At 66.2% G+C, this 11,179-nt stretch carries 14 protein-coding genes; 3 read left to right on the top strand and 11 right to left on the bottom strand.

All coding sequences use genetic code 11. From position 1 onward, the window contains the following. From rpsC to rpsJ, 8 genes are all read right to left on the bottom strand, one after another. Window positions 1-661 (bottom strand): 30S ribosomal protein S3 (rpsC, locus tag NP3_RS38000; protein ID WP_063046552.1); only part of this gene is annotated, 661 nt, incomplete at its 3' end. After that, complete coding sequence (gene rplV, locus NP3_RS37995; RefSeq protein ID WP_063046551.1) at window positions 662-1,090, bottom strand: 50S ribosomal protein L22; 429 nt, start codon at window positions 1,088-1,090, stop codon at window positions 662-664. Continuing rightward, entirely contained in the window at window positions 1,087-1,368 is a 282-nt protein-coding gene (gene rpsS, locus NP3_RS37990; RefSeq protein WP_040686549.1) for a 30S ribosomal protein S19, read from the bottom strand. Before rpsS ends, rplV begins: the two co-directional genes overlap by 4 nt. Window positions 1,369-1,383: 15 nt before the next feature. Beyond that, a complete protein-coding gene (rplB, locus tag NP3_RS37985; protein WP_063046550.1) occupies window positions 1,384-2,220 on the bottom strand; it encodes a 50S ribosomal protein L2 in 837 nt (278 codons plus the stop codon). A 33-nt stretch (window positions 2,221-2,253) separates the two neighbouring features. Further along, entirely contained in the window at window positions 2,254-2,559 is a 306-nt protein-coding gene (rplW, locus tag NP3_RS37980; RefSeq protein ID WP_040686547.1) for a 50S ribosomal protein L23, read from the bottom strand. Then, window positions 2,556-3,230 (bottom strand): 50S ribosomal protein L4, encoded by a 675-nt coding sequence (gene rplD / locus NP3_RS37975; RefSeq protein WP_063046549.1) that lies wholly within the window; start codon window positions 3,228-3,230, stop codon window positions 2,556-2,558. Before rplD ends, rplW begins: the two co-directional genes overlap by 4 nt. Continuing rightward, window positions 3,227-3,892 carry a 50S ribosomal protein L3 gene (gene rplC / locus NP3_RS37970; RefSeq protein ID WP_040686545.1) on the bottom strand — a complete coding sequence of 222 codons (666 nt, stop codon included), beginning with the start codon at window positions 3,890-3,892 and terminating at the stop codon, window positions 3,227-3,229. The genes rplD and rplC overlap by 4 nt, the downstream gene beginning before the upstream one ends. 14 nt (window positions 3,893-3,906) lie before the next feature. After that, window positions 3,907-4,212 (bottom strand): 30S ribosomal protein S10, encoded by a 306-nt coding sequence (gene rpsJ / locus NP3_RS37965; RefSeq protein ID WP_003938093.1) that lies wholly within the window; start codon window positions 4,210-4,212, stop codon window positions 3,907-3,909. 572 nt (window positions 4,213-4,784) lie between these two features. Between rpsJ and NP3_RS37960 the strand changes: the two genes are divergently transcribed. Both NP3_RS37960 and NP3_RS37955 read left to right on the top strand, forming a co-directional pair. Continuing rightward, the gene (locus tag NP3_RS37960; protein WP_063046548.1) at window positions 4,785-5,261 is read left to right on the top strand and encodes a hotdog fold domain-containing protein; all 477 of its coding nucleotides are present in this window, start codon (window positions 4,785-4,787) and stop codon (window positions 5,259-5,261) included. Window positions 5,262-5,318: 57 nt separating this feature from the next. Beyond that, window positions 5,319-6,512 (top strand): lycopene cyclase family protein, encoded by a 1,194-nt coding sequence (locus NP3_RS37955; RefSeq protein ID WP_063046547.1) that lies wholly within the window; start codon window positions 5,319-5,321, stop codon window positions 6,510-6,512. A gap of 6 nt (window positions 6,513-6,518) precedes the next feature. Here the strand turns inward: NP3_RS37955 and NP3_RS37950 are convergent, their stop codons facing one another. From NP3_RS37950 to NP3_RS37940, 3 genes are all read right to left on the bottom strand, one after another. Further along, window positions 6,519-7,373 carry an ABC transporter permease gene (locus tag NP3_RS37950; RefSeq protein WP_063046546.1) on the bottom strand — a complete coding sequence of 285 codons (855 nt, stop codon included), beginning with the start codon at window positions 7,371-7,373 and terminating at the stop codon, window positions 6,519-6,521. After that, window positions 7,370-8,152: an ABC transporter permease gene (locus NP3_RS37945; protein ID WP_245721278.1), complete on the bottom strand. Its 783-nt coding sequence runs from the start codon at window positions 8,150-8,152 to the stop codon at window positions 7,370-7,372. The genes NP3_RS37950 and NP3_RS37945 overlap by 4 nt, the downstream gene beginning before the upstream one ends. A 100-nt stretch (window positions 8,153-8,252) precedes the next feature. Then, window positions 8,253-9,263 (bottom strand): ATP-binding cassette domain-containing protein, encoded by a 1,011-nt coding sequence (locus NP3_RS37940; RefSeq protein WP_245721277.1) that lies wholly within the window; start codon window positions 9,261-9,263, stop codon window positions 8,253-8,255. 398 nt (window positions 9,264-9,661) lie between these two features. On the opposite strand from NP3_RS37940, the gene NP3_RS37935 reads away from it, so the two are divergent. Next, window positions 9,662-11,179, top strand: a complete 1,518-nt coding sequence (locus NP3_RS37935; RefSeq protein ID WP_084509533.1) for an aldehyde dehydrogenase family protein — start codon at window positions 9,662-9,664, stop codon at window positions 11,177-11,179.

Raw genomic sequence — 11,179 nt, 5'->3', positions numbered from 1 at the left:
CGGGCGCGGCCGCGGCCGTGACCTCACGCTTGCCACCGACGATGTCGCCCTTGTAGATCCAGACCTTCACGCCGATGCGACCGAAGGTGGTCTTGGCCTCGTAGAGGCCGTAGTCGATGTCCGCGCGCAGCGTGTGCAGCGGGACGCGACCCTCGCGGTAGAACTCCGAGCGCGACATTTCGGCGCCGCCGAGGCGGCCCGAGCACTGCACCCGGATGCCCTTGACGTTCGGCGAACGCATGGCCGACTGGATGGCCTTGCGCATCGCGCGACGGAACGCCACACGGTTGGACAGCTGCTCGGCGACACCCTGGGCAACGAGCTGCGCATCCGACTCGGGGTTCTTGACCTCGAGGATGTTCAGCTGCACCTGCTTCTTGGTGAGCTTCTCCAGCTCGGCGCGAATGCGATCGGCCTCGGCGCCGCGGCGACCGATGACGATGCCGGGACGCGCGGTGTGGATGTCGACGCGAACCCGGTCACGGGTGCGCTCGATCTCCACCTTGGAGATGCCCGCCCGCTCCATGCCGGTGGCGAGGAGCTTGCGGATGGCGACGTCTTCCTTCACGTAGTCCGCGTACTGCTTGTCCGCGTACCAACGCGACTTCCAGTCGGTGGTGATACCGAGGCGGAAGCCATGGGGATTGATCTTCTGTCCCATTTACTTTGCCCCTCCCTTCCGGCGGCTGCGAGCAGCACCGGCAGTGGGCACGCTCTCGACCTCGATGGTGATGTGGCTGGTGCGCTTGCGGATCCGGAACGCGCGGCCCTGGGCCCGCGGCTGGAAACGCTTCATGGTCGCGCCCTCGTCGACGTAGGCGGTCGAGATGACCAGGGTCGACGGGTTCAGGCCGAGGTTGTTCTCGGCGTTCGCCGCCGCGCTGGCCACGACCTTGGCGACCGGCTCGCTCGCGGCCTGCGGCGCGAACTTCAGGATCGCGAGGGCGTCCTCGACCCGCTTGCCGCGGACCAGGTCCACGACACGGCGAGCCTTCATCGGGGTGACGCGAACGTGCTTCGCCGTCGCGTGGGCAGTCGGGTTCTGAGTCTCAGTGGTGCCCTGCGCTGATTTGCTCTTCGCTTCGCTCATCGCCGCTTGCTCTTCCGGTCTTCCTTGACGTGGCTCTTGAACGTCCTGGTGGGCGCGAACTCACCCAGCTTGTGGCCGACCATGGACTCCGAGACGAACACCGGCACGTGCTTGCGGCCGTCGTGGACGGCGAAGGTGTGACCGATGAAATCGGGGATGATGGTCGAACGACGGGACCAGGTCTTGATGACCTGCTTGCTGCCCTTTTCGTTCTGAACGTCCACCTTCGCGAGGAGGTGGTCGTCGACGAACGGGCCCTTCTTGAGGCTGCGTGGCATTTCTTACCTCCTCCTTCAGCGCTTCTTGCCGGTCTTGCGACGGCGGACGATGAGCTTGTCGCTCGGACGGTTGGGCTTGCGGGTGCGGCCTTCCGGCTGACCCCACGGCGAGACCGGGTGGCGACCACCGGAGGTCTTGCCTTCACCACCACCATGCGGGTGGTCGACCGGGTTCATGACGACACCACGGACCGTGGGGCGACGACCCTTCCAGCGCATACGGCCGGCCTTACCCCAGTTGATGTTCGACTGTTCGGCGTTGCCGACCTCGCCGACGGTGGCGCGGCAGCGCACGTCGACGCGACGGATCTCACCGGAGGGCATACGCAGCGTGGCGTAGGGGCCTTCCTTACCGAGCAGCTGGATGCTCATGCCTGCGGCACGGGCCATCTTGGCGCCACCGCCCGGACGCAGCTCCACGTTGTGGATCGTGGTACCGGTCGGGATGTTGCGCAGCGGCAGGTTGTTACCCGGCTTGATGTCGGCGGTGGGGCCGGACTCGATCGGGGTGCCCTGCACCACGCCCTTGGGGGCGATGATGTAGCGCTTCTCGCCGTCCCGGTAGTGCAGCAGCGCGATGTTGGCGGTGCGGTTCGGGTCGTACTCGATGTGCGCGACCTTGGCCGGGATGCCGTCCTTGTCCAGGCGACGGAAGTCGATCAGACGGTAGGCACGCTTGTGGCCGCCACCGCGGTGGCGAGTCGTGATGCGACCGTGCGCATTACGACCGCCCTTGCTGTGCAGCGGGCGGATCAGCGACTTCTCGGGGGTCGACCGAGTGATCTCAGCGAAGTCCGAGACGCTGGAGCCACGACGGCCCGGCGTAGTCGGCTTGTACTTACGGATTGCCATGAGTTCTTCTCTGCTTTCTGGATTCCCAGGCGCTTACGCGACCGGGCCTCCGAAGATCTCGATGGGCTTGCTGTCGGCCGAGATGGTCACGAGCGCGCGCTTGGTGTCCTTGCGCTTGCCGTAACCGAAGCGGGTCCGCTTGCGCTTGCCCTGACGGTTGGCGGTGTTGACGCTGGTCACCTTCACACCGAAGACCTTCTCGACGGCGATCTTGATCTGCGTCTTGTTGGAATCCGGGTGCACGATGAAGGTGTAGGTACCTTCCTCGATCAGTCCGTAGGACTTCTCCGAGATGACCGGCGCCAGCAGAATGTCGCGGGGGTCGGCGATCGTGGTCACTTGCTTTCCTCCTGTGCTGCTTCGGCGGGGCCGTGCACGAAGGCGTTCAAGGCCTCGACGCTGAACACCACTTCGTCGCTTTCCAGCACGTCGTAGGTGTTGAGCTGATCCGGCGCGATCGGGTGCACGAACTCCAGGTTCTGCACGCTCTTCCAGCCCGCGATGTCCTCACGTCCGAGGACGAGCAGGAACTTCTTCCGGTCCGACAGCTCGGACAGGAACGACTTCGCGGTCTTGGTCGACGGGGTCTGACCCGAGACCAGTTCGGTGATCACGTGGATGCGCTCGTTGCGCGCACGATCCGAGAGGGCGCCACGCAGCGCGGCGCGGATCATCTTCTTGGGGGTGCGCTGGCTGTAGTCACGCGGCTGCGGACCGTGCACGGTGCCACCACCGGTGAACTGCGGCGCGCGGGTCGAGCCCTGACGGGCGCGGCCGGTGCCCTTCTGGCGGTACGGCTTCTTGCCACCACCGGAGACCTCGCCGCGCGTCTTCGTCGCGTGCGTGCCCTGGCGTGCGGCAGCGAGCTGCGCGACGACGACCTGGTGCATCAGCGAGATGTTCGCGGTGGCATCGAAGATCTCCGCGGGGAGCTCGACGGTGCCGTTGGTCTTGCCGCCGAGTTCCTTGACCGGGAGGGTCAGGTTGGTCTTCTTCTCGACGCTGGTCATGCGTGCGCACCACCCTTCACTGCGCTCTTGACGGTCACGACGCTGCCCTTGCGACCCGGGATCGCGCCCTTGATCAGCAGCAGGCCGTTCTCGGCGTCGACCTTGTGCACCGACAGGTTCTGCGTGGTGACGCGGTCGTTACCCATGCGACCCGACATGCGCATGCCCTTGAACACGCGGCCGGGGGTGGCGCAGCCACCGATGGAACCCGGGCGACGGTGCACCGCCTGTGCACCGTGCGAAGCGCCCTGACCACGGAAGCCGTGGCGCTTCATGGTGCCTGCGAAGCCCTTGCCCTTGCTGGTGCCGGTGACGTCGACGTAGGCGCCCTCTTCGAAGACATCGGCGTTGATCTCCTGGCCGACCTCGAAGGTGGAGGCGTCCGCGACGCGGATCTCGGCGACGTGGCGGCGCGGGGTGACACCGGCCTTGGCGAACTGACCGGAAACCGGCTTGTTCACCTTGCGCGGGTCGATGGCGCCGAAAGCGACCTGGACGGCGCTGTAGCCGTCGCGCTCCACGGTGCGGATCTGGGTAACGACGTTCGGTCCGGCCTTGATGACGGTTACGGGGACGACACGGTTCTTGTCGTCGAACACCTGGGTCATACCGAGCTTGGTGCCCAGGATGCCGGCCGCCGGCCTGTTCTTGTTGTCAGTCATATCTCGAGTCCCCGTCACTGAATGTTGACGTCGACGCTGGCCGGCAGGTCGATGCGCATAAGGGCATCAACCGTCTTCGGCGTCGGGTCGAGGATGTCGATCAGCCGCTTGTGCGTCCGCATCTCGAAGTGCTCGCGCGAGTCCTTGTACTTGTGCGGCGAACGGATGACGCAGTACACGTTCTTTTCGGTCGGCAACGGCACCGGCCCGACCACACGGGCCCCGGTGCGGGTCACCGTCTCCACGATCTTGCGCGCGGACGCGTCGATCGCTTCGTGGTCATAGGCCTTGAGCCTGATGCGGATCTTCTGTCCCGCCACGCTAAGTGTCCTTTTCTCCGCTTATCGTTCGTGGTCCGGAAGCCGGCTTCCGTACCACCTTCAATTGCACAGCCCGAACACACGAAGACGTCCCAGCCCGATCGGGTCAAGCCCGGTGACGGCAGCCTGCGTAACCACGCAGGGCCCCCGCTCGGGCAAGATCCAACACCGTGAGACCGCGACCGGGCACCGCCCGATCCTCGCCGCTGTTCATCTGTCATGGTTCTCCGGTCCACGCGGTCGGGCGTGTCGCGCCGATCTTTGATCGGAATTCAACGCAGCCGCTCATTCCTCGGCCCCGGTTCGAAACTTCACCTGGCCTGGAACGTTTGTCCCGGACGTACCCACGCTGGATGTCCAGCGAGGTACACGATTGGGTGTTGCTCGCCTCGCCACCCGCCACAACCGCCGAACGGCATGACCCGGTGCAAGGCAACCCGAACAGTATGCCCGACCGCGTTGGCGACTTCAAATCCGCCCCCTACCAACGGTTCGCCAGCAGGTCAGGGTGCGAATCCCGGGCGCGCCCCGACCCTACCGCAGACAAACTTACTTCTGAGTAAGATAGAGCCATGACGAAACCGACCGCGACTCATCGGATCTGGAACAAGCTGCCGGACAACCGGCTGGGGCACACCCTGTTCTCGCTCGGCATGGTGGCCCGGGTGCCCTACTTCGGGACGGTGCTGCCGAGCGTCGTGCGGCTGGAGCCCGGACTGTGCGAGGTGACCTCGCCGAAGTGGTTCGGCATCCACAACCACCTGGGCACCTTCCACGCGATCGCGGCCTGCAACCTGGCCGAGGTGGCCATGGGCATGCTGAGCGAGGCCACGGTGCCCGACACGCACCGCTGGATTCCCAAGGCCATGAATGTGCAGTACCTGGCCAAGGCCGAGACCGGTCTGCGCGCGGTGGCGAAGCTGGCCGAGGTGCCCGACTTCACCCGGATCACCGAGGGGCAGGAGTTGACCGTTCCGGTGTCCATCTACGACAAGCACGGCCTCGAGGTCGTGCACGCCGACATCACCACTTGGATCACCCCCAAGTAGATGCCCTGCGGGACGCGGTGTTGCGGACGGACGGACGGAGCGGTTTGAATGCGAGGCATGGGTGACAGTGCGGTCCGGGAATTCGACCTTTGCGTGGTCGGGCTCGGACCGACCGGCCGAGCGCTGGCGCATCGTGCCATGCGCGCCGGGTTCCGTGTCGCCGCCGTCGATCCGCGGCCGGAGCGGCTCTGGCCGCCGACGTTCTCCTGCTGGATCGATGAACTGCCGGAGTGGTTGCCGTCGAGCGCCATTGCCGCGCGCATTCCGAAGCCGACGGTCTGGACAAAGGCCGAGCGTCGGATCGACCGCCCCTACTGCGTGCTGTCGAAAACCGGACTGCGCGATGCACTGCCGCTCGACGACGCCACCGTTGTCGCCGGGCGGGCCACTCGCGTCGAGGCCAACGTGGTGGAACTCGCGGACGACACGATCCTCAGGGCCGCAACGGTTTTCGATACCCGCGGGCTGCCGACGCTCGGACGGCGTCGCGCGGCAAGCGCGCACGGCATCTTCGTCGACGCCGAAACCGCCGCGCCCATGATGACCGAGGGCGAGGGACTGCTGCTCGATTGGCGTCCGGAGAACGGCGCGGGACCGGATGAGCCGCCGTCGTTCCTCTATGCCGTCCCGCTCGGCGACGGCACGGTGATCTTCGAGGAGACCAGCCTCGGCCTGCGCGGCGGCATGCCGCAGCACGAGTTGCGCAGACGCACCCTGAACCGCCTTGCCGCACACGGCATTCGGCTCACCGGCGCCGAGCCGACCGAGGCCGCGCACTACTCACTGGACCAGCCACCCCCGAAAAAGGGGACCGCCCAAGCGATTCCGTTCGGCTCCCGCGGCGGCATGATGCATCCCTGCACCGGCTACAGCGTCGCCGATTCGCTGGCCCTGGTCGACACCGCCGTCGCCGCCCTCCGGCAAGGCCGCGACCCCATTGCCGAACTCTGGCCGTGGCAGGCCCGGCTGGTGTACTGGATGCGCATGCGCGGCCTCTGGGGCATGGGCCGCCTGACCACCGAACAGTCCATCGCCATGTTCGACGCCTTCTTCAACGCCTCGCCGCGCGGCCAGCGCGCCCTGCTCTCCGCCCATGACGACTACACCGTCCTCGGCGCCGTCCTCTTCAACACCGTCGCCCGCACCTGGCCGTTCCGCTGGCGCTACGACTTGGTCGGCTGGACGAATCGAAACCGCTGGGTCGGTTTCGACTTCGCCGCAGCCGACTGCGAAGAGGGCCGGATCGGCTGACGAAGGTCAGGCGCCGGTTTCGGCGGCGCGTTGGTAGCCGCGGATCGCCGGATACGCGAACACGACGATGAGCCCGAGCACCCAGGCGACGGTCTTCAACAGGGGTTCGGCGACGGCACCGCCGTAGGACAGTCCCTTCATCGCATCGATGGCGCAGCTCATCGGCTGATTCGCGACCACGTCCTGCAACCACACCGGATAGGCGATCACCGGCACGAACCCGGAATTGAAGAACATCAGCAGGGTATTGACGATGCCGATAATGCTCACCAGCATGACGCCCTCGGTGATGGTCGCGAGCGCCGTGACCAGCACCGCGAAGCCGACGCCGAACAGCACCGGAATGCCGACCAACGCGACGGCCGCCAACGGCCCCTGCCCGAAACGGAAGCCGAGGGTGAAGCCGACCGCGATCACGAACAGCGTGGTGACCAGCACTCGGATCGCCTCGGCGAACAGTCTGCCGGTCAGCCCGGCCGCCCGATGCACCGGCATGGTCCAGAACCGACCGAGCAGTCCGGTGAACTTCTCACCCTTGAAGCCGAGTGCGCTGACCACCGCACCGGACATCGCCGCGACCAACGTGATCAGCGCGACCTGTCCGTAGATGCTCGGCTTACCGGTGGCCGCGGTGATCGAATTGCCGAGCACGACGCGGAACATGAAAAGCGTCAGCGCCGGATAGATCAGGGTCTGGATGGTGGTCGCGGGATCGCGCGCCCACACCAGCAGCAGCCGCTTGCACTGGATCAGGCTGTGCGTGATCCAGGTCGACAGCGCGCGTTCGGATGGCGTGGCCACCCGCGGCAGCGGGTCGAATCCGTCCACCTCGGTGCGCTCCAAGGTCTCGACAGAACTCATGACCGCCTCACACTCGCCCAGATCGCCAACGGAGTAAAGACGATCGCCATACCGCCCAGCCAGGTCAGCGGCACCCACAGCACACCCCAGGTCACCCCGTCATGGGCCATATCGCGCAGCGCGAAGGAGAACTGGGAGATCGGCTGATTGCGCACGAACGGCCGGATCCACATCGGAAAACTGCGCTCCGGGACGAATCCGCAGGACAGCATGCCGAAGATCAGGGTGGGCAGCGTCAGTGCCTGACTCAGCGATTCCGGACTCTTGGTCAGGCTGCCGAGCGCGTCCGCGCCGAGTGCGAGCACGGTGCCGACCGCGAGCGAGAACACGCAGAACAACACGGCCTGACCGAGTCCGGCGACGAACCGGAAGCCGATCATGTAGCCGAAGATGATCGCCGCGGTCAGCGCGGTCAGCGAACGCACCAGTCCCGCGCCGATCCGCGCGCTCAACGGCACCAGCATGCCGATCGGCATCGTCTGCAGTCGGGTGCTCAGACCGGTCAGCGCCTCGTATGCGGACAGCTGCGCATTCGACATCATCGTGAACGCCATGGTCTGCAGCACGATGATCGGCATGACGAACTGGGCATAGTCGATGCCCTGGAACTTCATGACGTAGCGCAGCGGCAGATAGAAGCCGAGCGTGAACACCAGCGGGGTGATCATCGCGACGATCAGTTCACCCTTGACGGCCATGGTCCGCACGATGCGTCCGGATAGCGCCCGCCACTGTGCGAAGTAGGAGATCCTGGCCGCGGGCAGCTCGGCGAAGAGCAGTGCCGAATCGGCCCGCTCGACGGTGGTGGAACTCACGATTGCGCCTCGCTGGCGCTCGGCTCCATCGTGACTTCCAGTCCTGTGTTGATGGTTCGCTCGCTCACGCGTGGCCGCCCGAATGGCCGGTGATGGAGAGGAAGACGTCGTCGAGCGAGGGCCTGCGCAGCGCGATATCGGCCAGTTTGATCCCGGCGGCGTCGAGCCTGCGCAATGCCTCGGACAGCGTGCCCGCGCCGTCGGGTGCGGGAATCGAGATCCGGTCGCCGCCATCGACGTCGGCGAGTACGGCGGCGGGCACCAGATCACCGAGTGCGTTGGCGGCCTTGCCGAGCTGACCCGGATCCAGCGGCACCACCTCGCAGTAGTTGCCGCCGGTCTTCTCCTTGAGTTCGTCGGCGGTGCCCTCGGCGATCACCGTGCCCTTATCGATGACGATGATGTTGTCGCTGAGCACATCGGCTTCCTCGAGGTACTGCGTGGTGAGCAGCACCGTGATGCCCTGATTCTTCAGCGCGGTCACCAGATCCCACACGCCCTGCCTGCTGCGCGGATCCAGACCGGTGGTCGGCTCGTCGAGGAACACCACCTCAGGACGGACCACCAGTCCGCAGGCGATATCGACCCGACGACGCATACCGCCGGAATAGTGGCGCACCGCGCGACGGCCCGCGTGCACCAGATCGAATTCCTCGAGCAGGGTGTCGGCGCGCTTGCGGGCGGCCGATTTGCCCAGGCCCATGAGCCGACCGAACAATTCCAGGTTCTCCCGGCCGGAGAGGTTCTCGTCGAGCGCGGCGTACTGGCCGGTCATCATGATCGAGCGGCGCACACCCGCCGGATCCTTCAGCACATCGTGGCCCGCGACCACGGCGGTGCCGGAGTCCGGGCGCAGCAGGGTCGACAGCACTTTGACCATGGTGGTCTTGCCAGCACCGTTGGGCCCGAGGATGCCGAGCACGCTGGCCCGCTCTGCGGTGAAGCTGATGCCCTGCAGCGCGTGCACATCGCCGAATGACTTCCGGACATCCGCAACCGCGACCGCGACGTCACCACCACCATCGATGGGTGGTGGCTCGCTGGTATGCGAATCCGCTTGGTTCAAGCTCGGCATCAACTCTCCACTGTGTCTGATCGGCGGCGTTCGCGGGGCCTCGGCGGCGACCGCGGGTCGCCAAGAGCGTGGGCATGAATACGTCCCGGTTGGTGATCCCTGCCGCCAAGCGTGATGTTACCGGCAGAGGCATCCGCGCACGGCCGACCGCGTCATACCCAGCGACCCGCGACCTAACTGTGTCCTTACTCACATTTCTTCCGGCCGATCCACTCGACCCGAGAACGTCGCTGGTGGCGGCCCTCGAGGGGCAGCGTAGGGGCGGTAGCGACACCTTGTCCGGCCGTCGCGGCGACCATAGTCTGCTAGACGGGGGAAAACGCACTAACTCGTTTGCGGCAGCGCTGTTTCGCCAAGCGTTCAGCGGCTGCGGCGGATCGACCCTGCGAGAGGTGACCATGGCCGAGACCGCGCAGCCGAGGCTGGCAGCGCATACGGGAGGATCGGGCCGACCGAACGTGCTGACGTCCTATGACCCGCGCACCGGCGAGATCGTCGGCAACTATGCCGTGATGGGCGCGGGCGAAATCAACCGCACCGTGCGCGCCGCACGCTCCGCCGAAAAATGGTGGGCGGAACTGGGATTCAGCGCTCGCAAACGCTGGCTACTGGACTGGAAACGCAGTATCGCCAGGCGCGCAGGCGAATTGGTGGAAATCCTGTGCGAGGAAACCGGAAAACCACAGGCGGACGCGGTAATCGAGGTGATGCTCGCCGTCGAGAATCTGGATTGGGCGGCCCGCAATGCCGCGCGCGTGCTGGATCGGCGCAAGCTCGGCTCCACCTGGCTGACCCGCAATCAGCACGCGTCGGTCGGCTATCTGCCGCTCGGCGTCGTCGGGGTGCTCGGACCGTGGAACAATCCGGTCTTCACCCCGATGGGCTCGATCGCCTACGCGATGGCCGCGGGCAATGCCGTGGTGTTCAAACCCGATGAGCTGACCACCGGCGTCGGGGTCTGGCTGGCCGACAGCTGGAACAAGCTCGCGCCGAATCAGCCTGTGCTGCAGGTCGTTACCGGCGATCACGCCACCACCGCGTCGCTGTGCCGCGCCAAGGTGGACAAGATCGCCTATGCCGGTTCGGATGCGGGCGGGCGCGAGGTGATCACGCTGTGCGCGCAGACCCTGACACCGGTGGTGGTCGAGCGGAACGGCAAGGGCACCATGGTGGTTCACGTCGACGCCAAACTCGCCGAGGCCGCCGAGGCCGCGGTGTTCGGCGCGATGGCCAATGCGGGCCAGAACTCCACCGGCATCCAGCGGGCCTACGTCGCCAATTCCGTCTACGACCGATTCCTGGAACTGGTAGTCGAGCAGGCGCGGCGGCTGCGGCCCGGCGCGGACAAGCGCGCGTCCTACGGTCCGATGATTCTGGAATCGCAGGTCGACGTGGTGCGCAAACAGGTGCGCGACGCACTGGCCAGAGGCGGACGCGCGGTGGTCGGCGGGCTGGATTCGATTCGCGATCCCTACATCGAACCGATCGTGTTGGCCGAGGTGCCGGAGGAGAGCGTCGCGATCACCGGCGAGGGTATCGGGCCGCTGCTGATCGTCAACAGGGTGGCAAATATGGACGAGGCGGCGCAGCGAATCAATGCGGTCGGCAACGGTGTCGCGGTGTCGGTGTTCACCCGGGACGTGCACGGTATCGAATCCTTCGCCGAGCAGCTGCGGGTCGGCGTTGTGACCATCAATTCTTCGAGCACCTACGCCGGGATTCCGGCGCTGCCGTTCGGCGGGGTCGGCGAATACGGGCAGGGACACCATCACGGCGATCAGGGACTGCGCGAGTTCAGCCGGACGCTGGCGATCGCGCGCAAGCGGTATCGCGCGGCGGTGAACCTGTCCACCTTCGACCGGCACCCACGGCATCTGCGCACGGCCAAGACCATCTTCCGGATACGCCACGGCTGA

The sequence above is a fragment of the Nocardia pseudovaccinii NBRC 100343 genome (genome assembly GCF_001613225.1).
Classification (GTDB): Bacteria; Actinomycetota; Actinomycetes; order Mycobacteriales; family Mycobacteriaceae; genus Nocardia; species Nocardia pseudovaccinii.
This window is presented reverse-complemented; position numbering and strand designations above follow the sequence as displayed.

Excerpts from the sequence above, each read along its gene's own strand:
- rpsS (WP_040686549.1), bottom strand. The coding sequence starts at position 1,368 with ATGCCACGCAGCCTCAAGAAGGGCCCGTTCGTCGACGACCACCTCCTC.
- NP3_RS37955 (WP_063046547.1), top strand. The coding sequence starts at position 5,319 with ATGGGTGACAGTGCGGTCCGGGAATTCGACCTTTGCGTGGTCGGGCTC.
- NP3_RS37950 (WP_063046546.1), bottom strand. The coding sequence starts at position 7,373 with ATGAGTTCTGTCGAGACCTTGGAGCGCACCGAGGTGGACGGATTCGAC.
- rplV (WP_063046551.1), bottom strand. The coding sequence starts at position 1,090 with ATGAGCGAAGCGAAGAGCAAATCAGCGCAGGGCACCACTGAGACTCAG.
- NP3_RS37935 (WP_084509533.1), top strand. The coding sequence starts at position 9,662 with ATGGCCGAGACCGCGCAGCCGAGGCTGGCAGCGCATACGGGAGGATCG.
- NP3_RS37940 (WP_245721277.1), bottom strand. The coding sequence starts at position 9,263 with ATGCCGAGCTTGAACCAAGCGGATTCGCATACCAGCGAGCCACCACCC.
- rplB (WP_063046550.1), bottom strand. The coding sequence starts at position 2,220 with ATGGCAATCCGTAAGTACAAGCCGACTACGCCGGGCCGTCGTGGCTCC.
- NP3_RS37960 (WP_063046548.1), top strand. The coding sequence starts at position 4,785 with ATGACGAAACCGACCGCGACTCATCGGATCTGGAACAAGCTGCCGGAC.
- rplD (WP_063046549.1), bottom strand. The coding sequence starts at position 3,230 with ATGACCAGCGTCGAGAAGAAGACCAACCTGACCCTCCCGGTCAAGGAA.
- rplC (WP_040686545.1), bottom strand. The coding sequence starts at position 3,892 with ATGACTGACAACAAGAACAGGCCGGCGGCCGGCATCCTGGGCACCAAG.